This window comes from Chryseobacterium sp. c4a, assembly GCF_009900745.1.
Lineage (GTDB): Bacteria > Bacteroidota > Bacteroidia > Flavobacteriales > Weeksellaceae > Chryseobacterium.
In genome coordinates, this window is sequence record NZ_WXVU01000008.1 from 172,216 (window position 1) to 198,614 (window position 26,399).

Annotated in this window: 1 protein-coding gene (running past one end of the window); it reads right to left on the minus strand. The window is 38.6% G+C overall.

Annotated features, from left to right (window positions below; translation table 11 throughout):
- Nucleotides 1-26,306 carry the 5' portion of a non-ribosomal peptide synthase/polyketide synthase gene (locus GTR01_RS12795; protein WP_160138225.1) on the minus strand. It extends 17,899 nt beyond the left edge of the window, so 26,306 of the gene's 44,205 nt are visible here — the first part of the coding sequence; it begins with the start codon at nucleotides 26,304-26,306; the stop codon falls past the left edge of the window.
- Nucleotides 26,307-26,399: the final 93 nt, after the last annotated feature.

Below are 26,399 nucleotides of genomic sequence, written 5' to 3' on the forward strand. Positions count from 1 at the left end.
GATGGATATGCAGTTTCTGTAGCATTCCATTCTTCTGTAATGTTTTTATTTTCTTCTGGAGATACCAGGTGAAGATTGCCCAGTCTGATGCTTTCCAAATTGATATCATCAGTACCGAAAACCTGATCAAGAAGATATACATAAGAATTGATCATGTTTGTGATCGTTTCTTTTGAGAAGATTGCTTTTGCATAGTTGAAAAAGCCTTTTATGGTTTCTTCTCCGTCATCAATCATCGCTGTGAGATCGAATTTGGCCACCTGATAGTCTGTCTGCCCCTCAAAAGGATGGAATAATGCATCTTTGTTATCAGCATTTCCTCCGGAGCTTTGTAATCCGAACATCACTTGGAAAACAGGATGGCGGGACATATCTTTTTCTACACCCAACTCTTCTACCAGTTTTTCAAACGGAAGATCCTGATGGGACTGAGCTTCTGTAACAGACGCTGATATCTGAAGGATAAAGTCTTTAAGATTCTGCTCCGGATCTATTTTCTCTCTTAGTGCAAAAGTATTCACAAAGAATCCGATAATATCTTCAAGGCCTTCGTGATGGCGGTTGGCAATAGGGCTTCCTACCAGAATATCATCCTGACCGGAATACGCTGACAGCATCAGATAGTAACCGCTCAACATTACGCTGTATAAGCTTATACCCAATTTTTTAGAAGTATTTCTAAGATTTGCGGCTACTTTTGGATCGATAATAAAATCAATAGTATCTCCTTCGTAAGAAACCTGAGCAGGTCTTTTATAATCTGTTGGAAGATTGAGGGTTTGATAATCATCCAGTTTTCTCTTCCAATATCCAACCTGACTCTCAAGACGTTCTCCCGAAAGATAGCTTCTCTGCCATAATGCAAAGTCTTTGTATTGAATCTTTAATTCCGGAAGTTCATATTCCTGATTATTAACCAAAGCATCATACACTGTTTGCAATTCTCTCAGGAATATATCAGTAGACCATCCGTCAAATGCAATATGGTGAATAACAACAGTTAAATAATGATCGCTTTCTAATCTAAAAAGATTAATCGCTATAGGATATTCTTCATCAAGACGGAAAATCTTGGCTGAAGCACTGTTTATTACCTTATCTAGTTCTTCTTTTGAATAGACGTGGTGGGTATGAATCTCAGGAATCTCATTCATTACGATCTGATACCCTTTTCCTTCGTCTGTGGAACGGATAATGCTTCGTAATACTTCATGTCGCATTATAATAGTCTCCAGGGCTTTGCAGAGCTTCGGAATATTGACTTTTGCATCAAGACGAACCGCCATAGGAATATTGTACGCATTGCTTCCGCCTTCGTAGTTTTCAATGAACCAAAGTCTTTCCTGAGCGAATGAAAGTCGTTGTTCTTCCGGAGAAGATACTTTTATAGGAACGATAGCATCCTGTTCGTTAATATTTTCACCTGCCAAAGCATCAGCAAGAGAAGCTACTGTTTTATGAGCAAATACAACTGTTACACTTACTCTTATATCCAATACTTTTTTGATATTACTGATAAGCTTGATGGCCATGATACTGTTTCCTCCAAGACGGAAGAAATCGTCATGAATACCAATGCCTGAAGCATTTAATCCCAAAACATCGCCGTAGATCTGACATAGCTTTTCCTGCAGTTCATTTTCAGGAGCTGTATATGTTTTTTCTCCTGTGAAATCCGGCTCCGGAAGCGCTCTTCTGTCTAGTTTACCGTTGATGGTTACCGGAAGTGATTCTAGATGTACAAAAGCAGCCGGAATCATATATTCTGGTAAAGCCTCTGAAAGGAATGCAGTAAGCTTATCTGATTCTATGGACGTTTCTGAAACATAATATCCTACCAGATATTTCATTCCTGCATTATTTTCCTTGGCTAATACTACAGATCGTTTGATGCCTGAATATTGTAATAATGTGTTTTCTATTTCGCCTAATTCTATTCTGTAACCACGAATCTTCACCTGGAAGTCATTTCTTCCGATATATTCCAGCTCTCCGTTGGCATGGTAACGTACTAAGTCTCCTGTTTTGTAAAGAATTCCGTTATTCCCTTTTTCTTTTTGTTCTAAGGTTTGGAATGGATTGCCGATAAAACGTTCTACGGTAAGCTCAGGTCTGTTCAGATACCCTCTGGTCATCCCTTCTCCACCGATATAAAGCTCACCGATAGCTCCTACAGGTACAGGATGAAGATGATTATTCAACACATATACCGTGGTATTGTTAAGTGGTCTACCAATATTGGTATTCTTTCCTTCCGGGTTAACAATGGATGTGATCGTAACCTCTGTAGGCCCATAGGAATTCACCAGCCTGAAGTTTCTTCCGCTTAATTTTTTAAACAGATCTGCCGGCATCGCCTCCCCTCCGGAAATTAAAGTGCGCAGATTTTTAACCTGAGTAAAGTCTATGCTTTGCAATACCGTTGGCGTAAGGTGTATATAAGAAACGTTATGATTATTAAGCGTTTGTATAAACGCTTCTTCGTTGAGAATCTTTTGATTTTCAATAAATAATAAGCTGTTTCCTTTCAGTATTGCAAGCAACATCTGCTGAATGGAGGCATCAAATATATAATTGGCAAACTGAAGAATTACTTCCTCATTTCCTAACTGATAACGGATAAATAAATCCTCAATCAGGTTGATCACTCCTTTGTGCTCTACCATTACCCCTTTTGGAAGTCCTGTTGTTCCACTGGTATAAATAACATAAGCAAGGTTGGTTGATTTTACCTGAGTAACAGGATTTTCAGCCCTTGAATTCTCTAGCTTATCAACTATTTCTTTGCTATTTAACAGAATCGTTTCTGTTATTCGGGACATGCCCTGTTTTTCTTCTACTTCTTCCTGAGTAAGAATAATTCTTGCCCCAGTATCCTGCAAAATATGTTCAATTCTGTCTATCGGATAGGTTGGATCCATCGGAACATAGGCTGCCCCGGTTTTTAATACCGCCAAAATGGCAATCAGCATATGTTCTGAACGCTCAAGGCATAGCGGAACCAGATCATCAGGCTGAAGGTCATAATTTTCAATAAGATAATGGGCCAGACGGTTTGCCTTTTGATTCAGCTCCTCATAGGACAATTGAATATCTTCGAATATCAAAGCAATGTTATCCGGAGTTCTTTCTGCCTGCTCTTCAAACAGCTTATGAATGGTATATGCTTCAGGATAAGCTATTTCTGTCGCATTCCAGTCTATGGTTATTTTTTGATATTGTTCTGAAGTAAGATAAAACAGATCTTCGGATTTGATATCGGAGGTCTTCAGAAGCTGCTCAAGGACTGTTTCCATTCCCTTAAGCAATTGTTCCATCATTTCATTTTCAAATAAGAAGCTGTCATATTTGATCTTTAGCAGTACCTCATCTTCATTCTCGTAGGCAACAATTCCTAGCGGATAATCCAGACGTTCTACGGATTCTTTTAATACAAATCCTAATGTTCCCAGTTCGTTATCTTCTTCTCCATTAGGTACCGGATAGTTTTCATACACAAATAAACTACTGAAAATTCTTCGCCCATCCTGCTGAAGACTTGCAAGATTAACACTACTATGGGTATTCAGCTCACTGATTCTACGTTGAATTTCGGCAATGATATCTACTGCTTTGCCTTCTTCGTGGTTCACAATCAATGGTAATGTATTGATATAAAGTCCTACTGAGGATTCTATACCGTCTACCGGAATACTTCTTCCTGATACAGTTGTTCCAACCACTGTTGTAGCACTATTGCTGTATAGACTAAGCTGTTTATGCCATAAGAACTGAAGGACAGCATTAACTGTCAATCCATTATCAGACGTGAATTTTTTCAATTTCTGATACTGCTCGCCTACAATCAGCATTTTTACTGCCTGATGGTCTACAATATGTTTATATTCAGCGAGATCGATATGTTTCTGAGATTCTTTAACCAGACAATTCAGGTTTTCCTGATCTTCAAGAAGTCCCATATAGTTTTTCCAGAAGCTGCCGTTTCTATTTTTATTTTCCTGAAGGAATTTCTGGGCTTCGGCATAAGCCGTATCCGGAGCTGGTGAAAGCGCATTCCCTTTAATTAACGCAAGGTATGCTTCGTGGATCATCGTAAGGAATACAGGCATACTCCAGCCATCAAGAATAGCATGGTGATTGCTGAAAAGACAGGTATATCGTTTGCCAGAACGTTTGAACAGATAGACTCTGAACAAGCTTCCTTTGGCCAGATCATACACCTCAAAACGATCTTTTTGAGTCATCTCTGCAATTAAAGATTCCTGATCTTCTTCAGTTATGTCCTGAATATCCTGATAACGCCAATCCAGTATTCCTTTTTTATCAATAACCTGTACAATCTCTTCGCTCCATTCAAATCTAAGTCTCAGTGTCGGAAGCTGTTCCTGAGTGTATGACCATGCTTTTTTAAGCATTTCAGGGTTGATTTCGGCAAGATAATCCCATACGATCTGCACTCTGTACGCATCGTCTTTATCTCCCTGACTTAATGCATGATACACAAATCCTTCATGTAAACTATTAGCCAGATAAACGCCTTCTACTTCTCCTGATTCCTGGATCTGCATCAATTGTTCTTTTCCAACAATATTTCCGGTATCTGAAGGGGTAAGCCAGTTTCTTTTTTCGATGATTAATTCATCTACTGTTCGCTGAATATATTCTTTGAATCTTTCTGTCAGAAAATCAAGTTGTTCCTGTGAAAGATATCCTGAGATTCCGAAGCGAAGCTGTCCATCTGCAATGGCTCCGTTTACCGTAATAATATCGTTATCACGATTTTTGTCACCCATAGATTTCCCACTGTCTTCTCCGGCGATATACCATGTTTTCTCTCCTGTGCCTTCTTCCTGATCAAGCTGTCCAAGATAGTTGAAACTGATCTTTGGAAGTTCTCTTTCTGTGTACCCAACAAGGCTTCCATATCCAATTCCGTTGTTTGGAATACTTCTCAGGGATTCCTTGGTCAGAATAACGGTATCTTTTACATCATTTCCTGTTTTCAGAAGAAGTGGATACATCGAGGTAAACCAGCCAACAGTTTCTGTAATATCCATGTTTCCAAATACATCTTCACGTCCATGTCCTTCAAGCAGAACGGCATGAGCAGATGCTCCGGTAAGATCTGAAAGTGCGGATGCCAATGCTGATAACAGTAAATCATTAATTTGGGTATGATAAACGTGATGTACTTCTCTTATCAGCTTTTCTGTATAATCAGCTCCCAGCATAATACTGGAATAATGATATTCTGAAGAGGATATGGATATTAGAGAATTGTTGCTTTCTTCAACCGTGTCTGTAATGGTTTTCCAATAAGAAGACTCTGTTTCTCTCGATTCAGGATCTTCAAATTTATAAGACTTTATAGCATCAATCCATTGACGGTAACTGCTTCCTTTTACAGGAGCTTCAACCGTGTTTCCTTTTTCAAGGGTCTGATATATATTTTTTAAGTCTTCTGTAATGATTCTCCAGCTTACAGCATCAATGATCAGGTGATGAAGTCCAAAGAAAATCCTTGCACTTCCATCTTCATAACCTGTTATATATCCAATCTGGAATAATGGCCCCTGCTCTATCTCAAACTGGGACTGCCATTCTGTGAGGGTGTCTGAAAGTCTTCCCTGTTGTATTCCTGAAACATCCAGATATTTTAATTCCGATATCGTATTGATTCCGTATTGCTGGGTATATTTTCCGTTTTCTTTCGGATAATGAATTCTGAAAGCATCATGTTTCTCAATAAGCAGTTTTACACTCTGCTCCAGCAATTCTTTGTTTAGTTCTGGAACTTTAATCAAAAAGGACTGGTTCCAGTGATTCAGATCTCCAATATAGCCTTCTTCTACCAGCTGGAAGAACCATTCCTGGATAGGAAGGAATGATAAAGCACCTGTCAGCTGTCCTTGTTCTGTTAAAACACGGGTTTGCTCTTCTTTTGCTTTATTTTCGATCAGTTCGGAGATATTTTGAACTGTTTTTGAGGCAAATACATCTTTAACACTGATTCTTGTGTCTAAGCGCTGTCTTATTCTGCTCACCAGCTGAATACTGATGATACTGTCACCTCCTAATCTGAAGAAATCATCATGAATCCCTATTCCTGAGACATCCAAACCAAGGACTTCACCATAGATCTGACATAATTTTTCCTGCAATTCATTTTCAGGAGCTGTATATTCTTTTCCACCAGTAAATTCTGGTTCAGGAAGCTGCCTTCTGTCCAGTTTTCCATTGATTGTCAATGGTAATAAGGATAAATGAACAAAAGCTGCCGGCACCATATATTCCGGGAGAACTTCGGATAGGAATACTTTGATTTTCTCCACGTCCAAAGCAGCATCGGAAACGTAATATCCTGCAAGGTATTTCATTCCAGATTTATTTTCTTTGGCAAGAACTACAGTTTGTCTTACTTCCGGATATTCCAGGAGTCTGTTTTCTATTTCTCCTAATTCAATTCTATACCCGCGGATTTTTACCTGGAAGTCATTTCTTCCGATGTATTCCAATTCACCATCAGACAGATATCGTACTAAATCTCCAGTTTTGTACAGGATTCCGTTTTTCCCGTTTTCTTTCTGTTCTAAAGTCTGGAAAGGGTTTTGTATAAAGCGTTCAGCCGTAAGTTCCGGTCTGTTCAGATATCCTCTGGCAATTCCGGCTCCTCCCACATACAATTCTCCTACCGCACCTACAGGAACGGCACGAAGATGAGCATCAAGGATATACATCGCCTGATCCGGGATATTTTCTCCAATCAGAGAAGCTTTATTGAGATCTTCTACGCTTAATTTTTTATAAGTAACATGGACGGTTGTTTCGGTAATTCCATACATGTTAATCAATTCCGGTTTTGAACGGTAGCGCTCATACCAAGGTTTTAAAGAAGCAAGATTTAGGGCTTCTCCTCCAAATATTACATACCGTAGCTCCGTCAGTTGTTCTTCACGCTGAAGGGCTGTATCAATAAACTGATAGAAAGCAGTTGGGGTCTGATTTAATACGGTAAGTCCTTCTTTCAGGCATAAACTGAAGAATAAATTGGTATCCTTTGTCTGTTCTGAAGATGGAACTAAAAGTTTTCCGCCATACAGTAATGCCCCCCAGATCTCCCATACACTGAAATCAAATACATAGGAATGGAATAAGCTCCATACATCCTGATCATTAAACTGATACCAATGATCGGTTGCACTGAAAAGTCGCGCTACATTCCTGTGTTCCTGCATTACCCCTTTAGGCATTCCTGTCGTTCCACTCGTATAGATTACATAAGCCATGTGGTGTGACTCTACCTGAGTTACAGGATTAGAAATATTGCTGTTTCCAAGAGTTTCCGTTACTTCAGGACTGTTCAGGATAAGCATGGCTGCAGTTTCACCACAAGCTTCTTTAACGCTTAATGCTGAACTGTTGTGCGCCAATACTATTTTTGCACCTGTATCATCAAGAATATGTTTAATTCTTTCTACTGGATATGAAGTATCCATCGGAACGTAAGCAGCACCAGCTTTTAAAACCCCCAGAATCGCCACAAGCATATCTTCTGAACGCTCAAGACATAATGGAACCAGATCATCCGGCTGAAGATCATAAGTTGTAATCAGATAATTTGCCAGACGATTGGAACGTTCATTAAGCTCTCTATATGACAATCTCACGTCCTGATACACTATCGCCGTGTGATCCGGAGTTTTTTCAACCTGTGCTTCAAATAGACCGTGAATGGTATTCTGATCTGAATAATGAGTTTCTGAAGCCCATAATTTGGATACGGACTGTTGTTGTTCTTGAGAAATAAGAGTGAATTGAGATAACTTAATATCTTTCTGTTCTTTAGAATCTGCTATCTGCTCAAGCATGAACAAATAGGAATTCATCATATTATTAACCGTTTCTCTAGAGAATACCGATTGAGCATAGTTGAACATTCCATGAATGGTTTCATCACTATCATCAATCATAGTGGTAATGTCGAATTTAGCCACTTCATAATCTACTTTTCCTGTAAACGGATAAAGAATTGACTGATTCTCAGAAAGGTTTTCACCAAAACTTTGAAGCCCAAACATGACCTGGAATACCGGGTGACGGGAAGTATCTTTTTCCACTCCCAATTCTTCCACTAATTTTTCAAACGGAAGATCCTGATGAGACTGTGCTTCAGTTACTGAGCCAGCTACCTGCCTGATAAAATCTTTAACATTTTGTTCCTGATCAATGGTCTCTCTCAAGGCCAGAGTGTTCACAAAGAATCCGATAATATCTTCCAATCCTGGATGATGGCGGTTCGCAATAGGGCTTCCTATCACAATATCATCCTGTCCTGAATAAGCGGAAAGCATCAGGTAATAACCTGCTAAAAGGATGCTGAATACGCTTACACCAAGATCTTTCGACAATTCTCTCAGCTTTTGACTTTGCTCTTCGTTGATTCGGAAATAAATACTATCTCCGTCATAAGACATCTGAGCCGGTCTCTTGAAATCTGATGGCAGATCAAGGTTCTGGAAGCCTCCTAGTTTATTTTTCCAATAATTAACCTGGATATCAAGACGTTCTCCCGTCAGATAATTTCGCTGCCATAAAGCAAAGTCTTTATACTGCACTTTTAAAGCCGGAAGATCATGTGCTTTTTCTTCTTTAATGGCTTCATAAATATGGATAACTTCTTTCAGGAATACTCCTGCAGACCATCCGTCAAATGCAATATGGTGGATAACCACAGACAGATAATAGTCATTTTCCAGTTTGAAGATATGAGTATTGACTGGTAATTCCTGTTCCAAATTGAATATAGTATTGGCAATACGGCTTACTTTTTCTTCCAATTCAGCCATTGTTTTTACTTCCTCCTGATGAATTACCGGGATATCATCTATCACAGCCTGCCAGCCTAACCCATCATCGGTCATACGGATCACGGAACGAAGTACTTCATGACGCATTACAACGGCATCCAAAGCTTTACATAATGCCTGAAGGTCTGTTTTTTCATCCAGACGGAAAACTAATGGAATGTTATAAGCACTGCTTCCACCCTCATAATTTTCGATAAACCAAAGTCTTTCCTGAGCAAAGGATAATCTTTGTTCTTCCGGAGCATTTACCGTGACAGGAGTAATGATGATCTGTTCTGCCGTATTATTTTCATCTGCCAATACAAGAGAAAGTGAAGCTATCGTCTTATGACTGAAAACAGTTGCTACAGCAACCTGCATTCCCAAAGACTGTTTTATCTTACTAATCAATTTAATGGCCATGATACTGTTTCCTCCCAATCTAAAGAAATCATCATGAATACTGATGGCTTCAGCCGGAATGCCTAACACTTCAGCATAAACTTCAGATAATTTTTTCTGTAGATCTGTTTCAGGAGCTGTATATTCTTTTCCGTTAGTAAATTCAGGTTCCGGCAAAGCTCTTCTATCCAGTTTTCCATTAATTGTCAATGGTAAAGACGTTAAATGAACAAATACTGCCGGGATCATATACTCCGGTAAGGATGCTGATAAATGATCTGAAAGTACATCAGAATCTATCACTGTATCAGACACATAATATCCTGCAAGGTATTTCAGTCCTTCCTGATTTTCTTTGGCTAAAACTACGGTTTGTTTGATTTCAGGGTATTGCTGCAGCGTATTTTCAATTTCTCCCAACTCAATTCTATGTCCTCTTATCTTCACCTGGAAGTCATTTCTTCCCATGTATTCCAATTCACCATTTACCAGCCAGCGTACCAAATCTCCGGTTTTATACAGACGGTCATTTTCGCCTCTTTCTCTCTGTTCCTGAGTCTGGAAAGGATTTATAATGAACAGTTCTTCGGTAAGTTCCGGCCTGTTCAGATACCCTCTGGCAATTCCGGCTCCACTGATGTACAATTCACCTATTGCTCCTTCCGGAACGATGCGAAGATGCTGATCCAGCACATAAGTGCTCATATTATCAATTGGGCCTCCAATGTTTAATGGATTGTAATCTTCTTTATAATGGTGTAAAGTAGAACATACGGTTCCTTCTGTCGGGCCGTATTCGTTAACAAGAATGATATCCTCAATATTCTGATCTAAAACCGGGAAGCTTTCTCCTCCAGCAAAAATCAGTTTCAGACTTGTTCCGTTTTCCACAATTTCTCTTAACAGAACCGGAGGAATAAAGGAAACTTCTATTTTATTTTCATTAATATAATCGTTCAGTTCTCCTACTGAAGTTCTGAGATCATTACTGTACAACCATAAAGTATTTCCGTTACAAATCACCGGGAGCGCTTCGTAAACAAAGGCATCAAAAACGTAATTGGAGTAGCATCCTACTTCCTGATATTCTTCAAGTCGGTGAGCCTTGATCATTGATTTGATGAGGTTTATCACTCCGCGATGTTCAATCATTACCCCTTTAGGAAGCCCAGTTGTTCCACTGGTGTAAATGACATAAGCCAGATCAGTAGATTTTATACTGGTTACAGGATTATTAGGATCAGCTGTTTCAAGTATTGCTTTAAAAATTACCTCATCCAATGCAATAACATTGGAATGCTCCACTTTATCGGCTGTATTCTCTTCTGCCAATACGATTTTAGCATCTGTATCTTTCAGAATATGATGGATTCTGTCTGATGGATATGAAGGATCTATTGGTACATAAGCTGCACCGGCCTTTAATACCGCCAGAATAGCAATCACGATATTTTCTGAACGCTCAAGACATAATGGTACAAGATCGTCCGGTTGGAGATGATAAGTTTCAATAAGATGGTTGGCTAAGCGATTCGCTTTTTCATTCAATTCTTTGTAAGACAGTTTAACATTCTGATATACTAATGCCGTATGATCCGGAGTTTTGTCAACCTGATGCTCAAACAGCTCATGAATGGTCATTTCTGACGGATATTCCTTGCGGGTGGCATTCCAGCTTTCAGTAACCTTTTTATAGTTTTCCTGCGAAACAAACTGTAATCCGGAAAGCTCTATTTTTTCATAGTCATCCGTTTCTGCAATCTGATCAATCAAAAACAGGTAAGAATCGATCATATTCTGAATCGTTTCCCTTGAAAATATAGCTTTAGCATAATTGAACATTCCATGGATATTTTCTCCATTGTCGTCAATCATCGTAGTGAGATCAAATTTTGCGACCTGATAGCCCTGTTCACCGTCAAACGGATAAAATAGAGCCTCATCATTCTTAATCAATACTGTTTCATTCTGTAATCCGAACATCACCTGGAAAACCGGATGCCTTGAAGTATCCTGCTCGATTCCCAGTTCATCTACCAGTTTTTCAAATGGAAGATCCTGGTGAGACTGTGCTTCTGTAACGGATTTTGATACCTGAAGTATGAAGTCTTTAAGGCTTTGTTTCGGATCTATTTTTTCTCTTAAAGCAAGGGTATTGACAAAGAATCCGATGATATCCTCCAATCCGGCATGGTGACGGTTGGCAATTGGGCTTCCTACTACAATATCATCCTGTCCGGAATAAGCGGAAAGCATCAGATAATACCCTCCAAGCATTACGCTGTACAAGCTTACTCCAAGATCTTTGGATAGATTTCGGAGTTTTTCACCCTGATCTTTAGTCAAATTGAAGTATAAGTTCTCTCCTTCGTATGATATCTGCGAAGGTCTTCGGAAATCTGTCGGAAGATCAAGATTCTGGAAGTCCTCAAGCTGATTTTTCCAGTAACCAATCTGTTGTTCTAAACGGGTTCCTGTAAGATAATCTCTTTGCCATAAAGCGAAATCCTTATACTGAATTTTCAATGTAGGAAGCTCAGCAGATACTCCTTTAACCAGATTATTATAAATGGTCTGTACTTCGTTCAGGAATATATCGGTAGACCATCCGTCAAAAGCAATATGATGGATGACAATGGATATATAAGTCTGATTTTCAAACACAAACAACTCTATATGCACCGGAATTTCTTCATCAAGGCTAAATACTTTATTAGCACATTGATTGATACGTTGATCAAGCTCTTCTCTGGTACTTATTTTTGTAGTTTTAATTTCCGGAAGTAAGTCTGTAACCACCTGATATCCTATTCCTTCTTCAGTCGTTCTGATCACAGAACGAAGTACTTCATGACGGTTTACGACTGTTTTTAAGGCAGTACATAAAGCATCAATATCAGTTTTTGCGTCCAGAACAGCCGCCATTGGAATATTATAAGCATTACTTCCTTTCTCATAAGCTTCTATAAACCAAAGTCTTTCCTGAGCAAAAGATAATCTATACTCTTCCGGAGTATTAACTTGAATAGGTTTTAAACTTAGCTGCTCTGTTGGATTATTGTCATCCATCAGTGCTTTTTCAAGGGTAGCTACTGTTTTATTACTGAATATTTTAGCAACATTTACCTGAAGATCAATATTTTGCTTGATTTTACTGATCAGTTTAATGGCCATGATACTGTTTCCTCCTAATCTGAAGAAATCATCATGAATACTTATGTTTTCAGCATGTAATCCCAGTACTTCTCCATAAATCTCTACAAGCTTTTTCTGGAGGTCATTCTGAGGAGCTGTATATTCTTTATTTTCGGTAAATTCAGGTTCAGGAAGCTGTTTTCTGTCAAGCTTACCATTGATTGTCAGCGGTAATGCTGTTAAATGCACAAACGCAGCAGGAATCATGTATTCAGGAAGGGTTTCTGACATAAATTTTGAAATCAGACGAGTATCTATTCCTTCATCTGCTACATAGTAACCCACAAGATATTTCAGTCCTGCCTGATTTTCTTTCACCAAAACGGTTCCCTGGCGAATTCCCGGATAATGAAGTAATCTGTTTTCGATTTCTCCCAGTTCTATACGGAATCCTCTGATTTTTACCTGGAAGTCATTTCTTCCGATATAATCAATATTTCCATCCGGAAGCCAACGTACAAGGTCTCCGGTTTTATAAATCCTGCTGTTTTCACCCTTTATTTTCTGTTCTTCTGTCTGGAAAGGATTATGGACAAATCGTTCTTCTGTAAGTTCCGGTTTGTTCAGATATCCACGGGCAACGCCTATTCCTCCAATATAAAGCTCGCCTACAGCACCTACAGGAACCGGACGATAAAACTGATCCAGAACATATACGCTTGTGTTATTGAGCGGACGACCAATGCAATTGATCTCCCGATTGGTATTGACAAGGGAAGTAATGGTAACTTCTGTAGGCCCATAAGAGTTGACAAAGAGGAAGTTTCCTTTCTTCAGTTTGTTATAAAGATCTTCAGGCAAAGCTTCTCCTCCGGAATCTAATGTCCGTACACTTTCTACCGTTGTAACATCGATATTTTGCAATACGGAAGGGGTAAAAGGCAGATAGGTTACTTTATGATCCTTTAATTTTCTGATGTATTCTTCTTCATTCAGCATTTCCTGGTTGTCTATGAACAAGAGTTGACATCCGTTCAATAAACCTAAGAAAATCTGTTCTACCGAAGCATCAAATACATAGTTGGCAAACTGAAGAATGATTTCGGATTCATTCAGATCGTAGCGGGTGTAAAGATCACTCACCAGATTGATCACTCCTGTATGCTCTATCATTACTCCTTTAGGCATTCCTGTTGTTCCACTGGTGTAGATTACATACGCCAGATCATCTGCCTGAGCTTGGGTAAACGGATTATCAATACTGCTGTTTTCAAGCTTTTTTATCAGTTTTTCATCATCTAACAGCAGAATTTCTGCTGTTTCCGAGTGAATTTCATTGAATTTTGCGTCAGTGCTTTTCTCGGTGATCACTATTTTCGCTTGTGTATCCTGAAGAATATGTTCCATCCTATCTGTTGGATAGGTGGGATCCATAGGAACATACGCTGCTCCGGATTTTAATACCGCTAAAATGGCAATCAACATGTTCTCTGAACGCTCCAAACATAAAGGAACAAGATCATCCGGCTGAAGATTATAAGTATCGTTCAGATAGTTGGCAAGACGGTTTGCGCGTTCATTAAGCTCTTTATAGGATAAGGTTACATCCTGATATACCAATGCGATACGATCTGGTGTTTTAGCCACCTGAGCATCAAACATGCTTTGGATTGTTTTACCTGCTGGAAATTCAGTCCAGGTATTATTCCAATCCAGGATTATTTTTTTCTGATCTTCTGAGGTGATATAAGACAGATTTTCAGAAGTCATTTCAGGATTTTTCAATAGCTGATTCAGAATGGTTTTCATTCCTTCAAGCAACTGGTTCATCATCCTGTTTTCAAACAGATGTCCTTCATAGCTTAGCACCAAAGAAACTTTTTCATCACGTTCAAAAGCGGTTACTCCCAACGGATAATCCAATCTTTCTATTGCATCCCTGAATACAAATCCTAATTCATTGTTATTTTCTCCCTGAGGCACAGGATAGTTTTCGTAGACAAATAAGCTGCTGAAAATCCTGCGCCCGTCACGCTGAAGATTTGCCAGATTAACATCGCTATGGCTATTAAGCTCGCTGATATTCTCCTGTATTTTTGCAATATGATCTTTGATTTTACCTTCTTTATGGTTTACAATAAGCGGTAAAGTATTGATGTATAATCCTGCAGAAGATTCTATTCCATCCACAGGAAGGTTTCTTCCTGATATGGTAGTTCCTACTACAGTTACTTCAGAGTTGCTGTAGATTTTCAGCTGATTATGCCACAAATACTGCAGAACAGCATTCACAGTAAATCCATTTGTCTGAGTAAATTCTTTTAATTGCTGATACTTCTCTCCTTCTATCAAAAATTCTACATCCTGATGGTCTTTAATATGTTTATAAATTCCCAGATCTGTATGTCTTTGACTTTCTTTTAACAGATTAGTCAGATCTTCCTGATCTTCAATCTGATCCATATAGCTTTTCCAGAAGCTGCTGCTGATCTCTTTATTCTCCTGAAGGTATTTCTGAGTATCTGTATATGCTGTATCTACAATAAGCTCAGGCTGGTGATCTTTGTTCAGTTGAAGATAAGCTTCATGCACACTGTTCAGAATAACAGGCAGGCTCCATCCATCCAGGATTGCATGGTGGTTGCTTAACAAACAGCTATACTGGTTCTCTCCTCTTTTGAAAAGGTAAACCCTAAACAGATTGCCTTTGGATAAATCGTGAATCTCAAAACGGTCTTTTTGTACGATTTCTTCAATCAGATTCTTCTGAGCCTCTTCATTGATTCCACTGATGTCCTGGTATCTCCAATCCAGATTTCCTTTTTTATCAATAACCTGAACGATCTCTCCATTCCAGTTAAATCTTATTCTTAATGCAGGATAACGTTTTTGAGTAAACTCCCATGCTTTTTTCAGGTTTTCAGGACTGATTTCGGCAAAATAATCCCAAATCAATTGTACTCTATAGGCATCATCTGTTTCTCCCTGATTTAAAGCATGATATACAAACCCTTCCTGCAAACTATTAGCAAGATAAACACCTTCTATCTCACCATCTTTCTGAATATCTGCAAGTTGAACTTCTTCCACAATATAATCTACATCAGATGGAGTAAGGAAGCTTCTGTCGACTTGTAAAAGTTTGTCAACAATTTCTTCTATTTTTGTTTTAAATGATTCTGAGAACAGACTCATCTGGCCATCCTTCAGATAACCAGAAACTTTAAATTGAAGTTTACCATCTATTACAGCTCCATTGATGCTGATACAATAGCTGTCTTTATTTTTATTTCCGATGCTTAAGCCACTGTCTTCTGCTGCAATAAACCAGCTTTTTTCTCCGGTTTCCTGATCCAGTTGTCCCAGATAATTGAAACTGATTTTAGGAAGTTCTCGTTCTGTATAACCTATCAAGCTGCCATAGCCGATACCGTTATGAGGAATACTTCTCAGAGATTCTTTAGTTCCAGCCAAAGTATCTGCCCAATCCTCGCTTTGCTTTAAAATCACCGGATACATAGAAGTAAACCAGCCTACCGTTTCCGTAATATCAAGATGATTGAATATTTCTTCACGGCCATGGCTTTCCAGTACAACAGAATGATTTTCATGTCCGGTTAATTCTGAAAGTGCTAGGGATAATGCAGAAAGCAGTACATCATTAATCTGTGTATTGTAAACCTGATGAACTCCTCTGATCAACTTTTGGGTTATTTCTTCAGAAACTATCAATTGACTCTGCTGATAGTCTTTACCTATGAAATGTTCCAGATTTCTATTATTCTCTTCAACCGTATCTGCAATCGTATTCCAAAGTGAGTGTTCCTTTTCCTGAGATTCTGAGCTGTATATTTTTACAGCTTCTACCCATTGGCGGTAACTGCTTCCTTTGGTATGAGAAGTAACGGCTTTTGTATCTCCTTTTTCGAGAGACTGGTAAATATTTTTTAAGTCTTCTGTAATAATTCTCCAGCTTACTGCATCAATAATCAGGTGATGGAAGGCAAAATAAATTCTGGCACTACCATCCTGATATCCATCAACATATCCGATATTATATAACAAACCACTTTCAATATTAAAATGAGACTGCCAATCGGTAAAAATCGATGATAACTCTTCCTGATTCAGATCAGAAATATTGAGATAATGGATAGAAGTCGTTTTTCCTTCACCATACTGCTGAATATATTTTCCATGCTCATTTTGATACTGAAGTCTCAGGGCATCATGTCTTTCGATCAGATAATTTACAGATAGTTCCAGCAGTTCTTTATCCAGTTCAGGAACCTGAATCAGGAAAGCCTGATTCCAATGGTTGAACTCTTCTAAATACCCTGATTTTATCTGATCAAAGAACCAATCCTGGATTGGTAAAAGCGGAACATCTCCCTTCAATAATCCCTGTTCTGCAATAATGTGTGTCTCTTCTTCTTTCTTTTTATTCTCTATCAGTACGGCTAGAGAGGCTGTAGTACGGGCAGCAAAAACTTCTTTAACAGTTAATCTAACATCTAATCGTTGACGGATTCTTCCCACCAACTGAATGCTGATAATACTGTCCCCGCCTAATCTGAAGAAATCATCATGAATGCTTATACTGTCTGAAGAAAGTCCTAAAACTTCTCCATAGATCTGACATAGTTTCTTCTGCAGCTCTGTTTCCGGAGCTGTATATTCTTTATTTCCTGTAAAATCAGGTTCAGGAAGCGCTCTTCTATCCAGTTTTCCATTGATTGTCAAGGGTAAAGAGGTTAAATGAACAAATGCTCCCGGAATCATATATTCTGGTAATGATTCGGATAAATATTCTGAAAGTAATGCTGAATCTATCGCGTTTTCAGCAACATAATAGCCTGCAAGGTATTTTAAACCTGCTTTATTTTCTTTAGCCAATACTGCTGACTGACGAATTCCCGGATAGGTTAACAGCTTATTTTCAATTTCGCCTAATTCAATTCTATAACCGCGAATTTTTACCTGGAAATCATTTCTTCCGATATATTCCAGTTCACCATTTGACAGCCAGCGAACCAAGTCTCCGGTTTTATATAATCTTTTGTTCTCTCCTTTTACCTTCTGATCTGATGTCTGGAAAGGATTAGTGATAAAACGTTCTTCTGTAAGATCAGGTCTGTTCAGGTAACCTCTTGCAATTCCTGCTCCGCCGACATACAATTCTCCCACTCCTCCTACCTGAACGGGTCTTAAATGTTGATCTAAGACATAAACATTCACATTCCCGATTGGGCCACCTATATTTAATGGATTTTCATCCTCATTATAATGATGCAGAGTCGCACATACGGTACTTTCTGTTGGCCCATAAGCATTGACTAAGTCTACTCCATGCTTTTTATACAGAGCCATAACCTGCGGATTGGTAATATCACCGGCAACTAAAAGCGTCTCTAAAGGAAGGATATATTCTTTGGTTAATAAAACCGGAGGAATGGTGGCAACTTTGATATTATTTTCTATGATATACTGCTGTAATCCAATCAGATCTGTCTGTGTCTCTTTATTCAAAAGATGAATCGTTTGTCCATGTACAAGTGCCGGATACAACTCAGCTACGTGGGCATCAAATACATAGTTGGCATACCAAAGACAATTCTTCTGCGAAACAGGCTGCTCAGAAGTGAACCCGTATTCTTTAGCGTGCTGCTGTATCAGGTTGGCTACTCCTTGATGTTCTATCAATACACCTTTAGGCATTCCGGTAGTTCCACTGGTGTAAATAACATAAGCTAAATTATTTTCCTTAGTCTTGGTAACTGGATTATTAACATCAAAGGTTTCAAGTATTTCTTTAAAGGTAACCTCATCCAGATCAATAACATCAACGGCCTTATTTTCCAGCTGTTTCACGGTACTTTCCTGCCCTAAAATAACCCTGGCTTTCGTATCCTGAAGAATGTGTTGTATTCTTTCGGCTGGATAGGAAGGATCCATTGGAACATATCCTGCACCAGCTTTTAATATAGCCAACATTGCCATCAGCATGTTTTCGGAACGTTCCAGGCATAAAGGGATCAAATCATCCGGCTGAATATTATAGGTATTGATCAGATAGTTTGCCAGGCGGTTTGATTTTTCATTCAGTTCCTGATATGACCATTCAATATCCTGATATACTAAGGCTGTAACATCAGGTGTTTTGTCCACCTGATCCTCGAATAATTGATGGATTGTTTTATCAGAAGCATAATCAGAATTTGTTTGATTCCAATCTTTGGTGATCTTATTGTAATTTGAATCTTCCAGCAGACGGAATTCATTGATTTTTATATTTTTATCGCTACTCTCTCCTATTTTAGCTAATTGATCCAAAAGCAGAATATAAGTGCTCTGCATTCTCAGAATTGTTTCTTCTTTGAAAAGTGAGGTCGCGTAATTGAATATTCCTCTGATCGTTTCTTCTCCATCATCAATCATCGTCGTCAGGTCGAACTTCGCTGCCTGATAGTTGATCTCATGATGTAAAGGAGTAAATATAGCTTCAATATCAGTATTCACTCCAAAACTTTGAACCCCAAACATCACCTGGAAAACAGGGTGTTTTGAAGTATCCTGTTCTATATCCAGCTCTTCTACCAACTTTTCAAATGGCAGTTCCTGATAAGACTGTGCTTCTGTTACCGATTTTGAGATCTGAAGAATAAAGTCTTTAAAATCCTGCTCTGCACTGATCTTTTCTCTCAGTGCCAGTGTATTTACAAAGAAACCGATCATATCTTCAAGACCTTCATGATGACGGTTGGCAATCGGGCTTCCTACGACAATATCATCCTGACCGGAATAGGCAGAAAGCATCAAATAATATCCACCCAGCATCAGGCTATAAAGGCTTACTCCCCATTCTTTGGAAAGGTTTCTCAATCCTGAGCCTACTTCTGTAGAAAGGGCGAAGTGAGCACTAGCTCCGTCATAAGAGATATTAGCCGGTCGTTTAAAATCTAAAGGCAGATTAAGTGCCTCAAAGCCTTCAAGGGTATTTTTCCAATAACTGATCTGCTTTTTCAGTGTCTCTCCTGTAAGATAACTTCTCTGCCATAGAGCAAAGTCTTTGTATTGAATTTTTAATTCCGGAAGCTGAGGGTTTTCACCTTTAATAAAGGCATTGTATATGGTTTGTATTTCTTTTAAGAAGAGATCTGCAGACCATCCGTCAAATGCGATGTGATGAACCACAACGGATAGATAATAATCCCCTTCCTCTTTGAAAATGACCGCTTCCACCGGAATCTCTTCTTCCAGATTAAATATTTTATGGGCACACTGATCAATATTTCTCTCCAATTCTTCTTTGGAGTTAACTTCTGTATATTTAAACTCAGGAACAAGGCCTGTAACCACCTGATAACCTATTCCATTTTCCGCAGTACGGATTACTGAACGAAGCACTTCGTGGCGCATTACTACAGTCTCTAACGCTCTTTGAAGAACGTCAAGTTGTATATCTTTACCTAGTCCGAAGACCATTGGAACATTATAGGCATTGCTTCCGCCTTCAAAATTTTCAATAAACCATAGTCTTTCCTGGGCAAAAGATAATCGCTGTTCCTCCGGAGAAGAGATTTCTATTGGAACAATCTTTACCTGAGCATCTATGCCAGACTCATTTTCAATAATATGAGAAAGAGTTGCTACGGTTTTATGAGTAAATACAACTGCTACTCCTATTGATATGTCTAAAGCTTTTTTGATGCTGCTGATCAGTCTTATAGCCATGATACTGTTTCCTCCGAGACGGAAGAAATCTTCATGAATTCCAATGACTGAAGCTTCCAGCCCCAGCACATCTGCATAAATCTGACATAGTTTTTCCTGCAATTCATTTTCAGGAGCTGTATATGCCCTACTGATGGTAAATTCCGGTTCTGGTAATTGTTTTCTGTCTAGTTTTCCATTGATGGTCAATGGAAGCTGTTCAAGATGAACATACACACTAGGAATCATATATTCCGGTAAGGTTTCTCCCAGGAATTCAGAAATTTCATGAGATTCTAATGCAGAATCAGATACATAATATCCGGCAAGATACTTCAACCCTGCTTTATTGGTTTTAGCCAGTACTACAGATTGGCGGATTGATGGATTGCTCTGTAATTTATTTTCAATTTCTCCAAGCTCAATTCTATAGCCTCGGATCTTTACCTGGAAGTCATTACGTCCGATATATTCTATTTCTCCATCGGCATGGTATTTTACTAAATCCCCTGTTTTATAAAGTTTCCCGTTTTTACCCTGCCCCTTCTGCTCTTCTGTCTGAAAAGGATTGGGAATAAATCGTTCTGAGGTAAGTTCCGGTCTGTTCAGATATCCTCTCGCAATTCCGGCTCCACCAAGATAAAGTTCTCCAACAGCTCCTACCGGAACCGGACGGTGAAGAGCGTCCAGTACGTATACTGAAGTATTTCCTACAGCGTGTCCGATTAAATGAACGTCTCCATGCTCTACTTTTTTGTAAGTGGCATAAATTGTAGCTTCCGTAGGCCCGTAAAGGTTATAAAGAGTGATATATTCCGACCAGTATTTTCCGGTTTCATAATCACAAGGCTCTCCGGCATACAGTAGTCCTTTGAGGTTTGGATATTCAATACGAGGCAATACGGACAACATTACCGGAGGTAAATAAGCATATTCTATCTGATGTTCAAGCAGATATCTGCTTATGGAATCTGCATCTTTTTTAATGGTTTCATCCAATATATGCAGTTCATTTCCATACAATAAAGCATTAAAAAATTCTGATACTGAAACGTCAAATACATAAGAGGTATAAGCCGTTATCTTCTCATTTTCACTGAATCCATAAGCATCTCTTACCTGTGTTACTACATTTACAACACTTTTGTGTTCTATCATTACCCCTTTAGGAACGCCTGTAGTTCCGCTGGTATAGATCACATAAGCAAGATGATCTGAAGTGGTTTCAGTCACTGGATTTTCAGGGTTGCTCTTTTCAATGAGTTCTCTGAATGAAACCTCATCCAGCGCAATAATGCTCTTTGAAAGGTCTACATCCTGAATTTTTTCAGCTATTTTTTCCTGAGTAAGAATGATTTCCGTATCAGTATCATCCAAAATATGTCTTATTCTGTCTGCCGGATAGGACGGATCCATCGGAACATAGGCTGCTCCGGTTTTCAAAACAGCAAGAATAGCCACAATCATATCTTCTGACCGTTCCAGGAATAAAGGAATCATATCCTCAGACTGAGGATTATAGGTTTCTATAAGGTAGTGGGCAAGACGGTTCGCTTTGGCATTCAGCTCCTGATAAGACAGCTTTACATTTTGATATACTAATGCTGTACGATCCGGGGTTCTCTGCACCTGATCTTCAAATAATCTGTGAAGGGTACTTGACTCCGGATATTCTATTTCTAATGAGTTCTGATCTTCAATGATCTTTTTATAATCTTCTTTAGCCATCCAATGAAGACTATTGATTGTAATGTTTTCTTCTTTTTGATGTCTAAGATTTACAAACTGTTCAAGAAGGAGCACATAAGTATCTTTCATACGCAGAATCGTATCTCTGTTGAAAAGGGATACTGCATAATTGAATATTCCACGTACGGTTTCTCCATTGTCATCGATCATCATGGTCAGATCAAACTTCGCAGTCTGATAATCAATATCACCATCAAAAGGAAGTAATACTGCTTCATCAGCATTGCCTGTATATATTCCGCCTTCAAAACTCTGAAGCCCAAACATCACCTGGAAAATCGGGTGACGGGACATATCCTGATCTATTCTGAGTTCTTCTACCAGCTTTTCAAATGGAAGATCCTGATGAGACTGAGCTTCCATCACCGATTGGGAAACCTGTAAAATGAAGTCTTTGAGATCCTGTTCCGGGTCAATTTTCTCTCTTAATGCAAGTGTATTGACAAAGAATCCAATGATATCCTCCAATCCGGCATGATGACGATTCGCTACAGGACTTCCCACAATGATATCATCTTGTCCGGAATAGGCTGACAACATCAAGGAATATCCGCTTAACATTACACTGTATAAACTTACTCCTAAATCTTTTGAAAGCGCTCTCAGGTCTGTTACAAGATCAGTTGGTATATTGAAATATTCTGTAGCTCCCTGGTAAGAAGTTTGTGCCGGTCTTTTAAAATCTAATGGGAGATCCAGCGTCTGGAATCCTTCAAGTTTATCTTTCCAGTACTCTATTTGCTGATCGAGTGTGTCTCCTGTAAGATAATTTCTCTGCCATAAAGCAAAATCCCGATATTGAATAGGTAAAGCTTTAAGCTCCGGTGTTTTTCCTTCTGCTAAACTATTATAAATACTGCTTAACTCTTTGATAAAAATATCCGTAGACCAGCCATCAAAAGCAATGTGATGCACTACAACGGATAAATATTTCTGATCTTTTAGCGTGAAAAGGGAAACATTCAGTGGAAGTTCTTCTTCTAAACGGAAAACTTTATTATTGGCAATATTGATCACCTCATCAAGCTCTTCTCTGGTCTGAACATCCTGTACAGAAAGCTGAATATTTTGTTCTGTAACTACCTGATATCCTATCCCATCTTCTGTTGAACGAATGATACTGCGTAGTACTTCGTGACGCTGAATCAATAATTCGAAAGATTCCTGAAGAAGCTCTGCCTGAATATGATTGCCAAGCTGAAATACCATAGGAATATTGTAAGCATTGCTTCCTTCCTCATATTTTTCAATAAACCAAAGTCTTTCCTGAGCAAAGGATAAACGCTGTTCTTCTACAGAAGCCACCAGTACAGGGGTAATTTTTTCCTGTTTTTCAATATTATTTTCGCCGCTTAGCACCTCAGCAAGAGAAACAACTGTTTTATGACTGAAAACCATTGCTACATTAGCCTGTAGTTTCAATTCATATTGTATTTTGCTGATCAGTTTTATTGCCATGATACTGTTTCCTCCCAGACGGAAAAAGTCATCATAGATACTGATGGTTTCACTATTTAATCCCAGTATTTCACCATAAATCTGGCAAACTCTGGCTTGTAATTCATTTTGTGGCGCTGTGTATTCTCTGTTTCCTGTAAATTCAGGCTCTGGAAGTTGCTTTCTGTCCAGTTTTCCGTTAACTGTAAGCGGAAGTTCCGTAAGATGTACAAAGGCTCCGGGAATCATATATTCCGGAAGAGATCCGGAAAGGAATACTGTAAGATCTTCAGCATTCAATTCTCCCTCAGAGACATAATATCCGGCAAGATATTTCATTCCGGTCTTGTTTTCTTTTACTAAGACAACGGCCTGTTTTACACCTGGATACTGGTGAAGTTTATTTTCTATTTCTTCCAGCTCAATTCTGTATCCTCTGATTTTTACCTGAAAGTCATTACGCCCGATATATTCTATATTTCCATCCGGAAGCCAACGTACAAGATCTCCCGTTTTATATAGTTTTCCTTCTTCCTCTTGAAAAGGGCTTTCTATAAAACGTTCTGCAGTCAGATCTGCTCTGTTAAGATAACCTCTTGCAATGCCTGCTCCGCCAAGATACAATTCACCAACAGCGCCAACAGGTGCAGGCTGAAGGTATTTGTCCAGAACATAGGCCGTTGTATTTCCTACAGGTCGCCCGATAAGATGTACGTCTCCATGGTGTACCTGTTTGTACACTGCATAAATCGTTGCTTCCGTGGGCCCATAAAGGTTGTAAAGCTTTGTATACTCAGACCAGTATTTTCCTGTTTCATAATCACAGGGTTCACCAGCATACAATAGCCCTTTTAAAGATGGATATTCCACTCTTGGTAATACGGAAAGCATTACAGGAGGCAGATAAGCATATGTTATTTCGTTGGAAAGTAAATATCTGCTGATAGAATCTGCATCTTTCTTGATCTCTTCACCCAATATATGCAGCTCATTCCCATAGAATAAAGCATTGAAAAACTCGGATACCGATACATCAAATACATAAGAAGTATAGGCTGTTATCTTTTCTCCTTTACTGTAACCATAAGCTTCCTGTACCTGATCTACCAGGTTTACCACATTTCTGTGCTCTACCATTACCCCTTTAGGAACCCCTGTAGTTCCGCTGGTGTAGATCACGTAGGCCATATTCTCCGGACTTACCTGCTTAGAAAGGTTACCGGAATCCATTCCGGTTATTACATTTTGAAAAGCTGAATCATCCAATATAATAGTATCAGTCTCAAATGTTTGTAATTTTTCCCGCGTTGAATATTGGGCTAAAACTATTTTTGCTCCGGTATCGCTAAGAATATGTTCCACTCTGTCTGAAGGATATGAAGGATCCATCGGAACATAAGCTGCTCCTGTTTTTAAAACAGCAAGAATAGCAACCAGCATATTTTCTGAACGCTCCAGACATAAAGGAATCAAATCTTCAGACTGAATATCATAAGTCTGAATAAGATAGTTGGCCAGTTGGTTTGCTCTTTCGTTTAGTTCGTTGTAAGTAAGTTTGGTTTCGTTAAATACAAGGGCTGTATGATCAGGTGTTTTTACGACCTGCTCTTCAAATAATTGATGGATTGTACCACTCAAAACATGACCTGAACCTGTATTATTCCAATCTTTGATTACTGTCCGGAATGCTTCATCTTTTAAGAGCTGATAATGGGTTATTAAATTTTCTGTTTTTCCTTCCAGTAATTCTTCAAGAATATCAATAAACAGTTTTTGATAAATCTCCGTAAAATTGAATACCAATTCTTGGCTTAATACCTGATTCGCATATCGGACTTTATAGTTAAGCTGTCCATTCCTTACTTCCTGCTCGAATGATAGTTTTCCTACCAAATCCACATTCAAATCACTGTTGATAATGACATCACTAGCGCCTTCATAATGGATCACGACATCTTTAAGACTGGTTTGTACAAATCCATATTCTAAAATATCGGAAGTTGGTGCATAGCTTATTAAATCCTCAACCGGAAAGTATCTTGCTTTGCTTATTTTTAGCTGATTGGTGTATTCTATATTCTGATCAATAAGATCCTGAAGTGAAGTGTCTTTATTGAATCTATATCCTTTTAAAACCGTGTTAATATGGGCTCCGAAGATAAAATCCTGTCCTTCTGTAATCCCAACAGGATAGTTAATCACAAGATTATCTACTCCTGAAATTTTGTGCAATAAGACAGCTAACACCAATTGCCCGTACGTATAAGGGGTAAGTTTATATTTTGATGTTAATTGTCTTACTTTAGAAAAAGTAGATTCGGGAAAGCTGAAACGAAGTTCACTTATCGGGTTTTTAGGATATTCTGAATTGTTTTCTGAGATTGATTCTGAAGATTTGTTTTTTAAAAATTTAAACCCAATATTTTCTACCTCTTTCAGATTGGTTCTCCAGAATTCTGACATTTCAGATTTTCCTTTTTCCAATATTCCTTCAAGCTGGATTCTTAGGTTTTCATATAATTTTTCCTGTTCTGTAAGATTAATTGGGTTCTCATAATCCGGATGGTTGTAATAAGTACTCAGTTCCGTGTAAATACTGTTGGCACTCAATCCATCTACAAGGATATGGGAAAAGATATGAATGATTCTATATCCGCCATTATTTAACTTAATGGCATAAAATCTCGCAAGCTGATCTTTTTCCAGATCGAAAGGCTGTAATGCCAGCTGCAGGATTTCTTCAGGACTTGGCTCCTGAGGAATAAATGTTAATATCTGGTCGCTTTCCTGAAGTAATGCTCTTCTTTTCCAGAATAAATCTCCTGACTTACTGACCACATTGCTATTGAGCAATAATTGATTATTAACAAATCTTACTAAGCTTATATTGAGTCTCTGAATGTCTATAATGCCAGACATCGACTGGTCAAATATAATATTATAATCGCTTCGAGAAGGGTTTAGCATCCATTCATTGAAAAAAATGGATTGGTATGGGGTTAGCTTCATAAGGAATGCTTCCATAAGATAAGGATATTAGGTAGGTTAGGGTTAAGTACGTTTTTATCTTTTTAATTATTCTCAAAATATTATCATTCAAATACTTTCGGACATCAT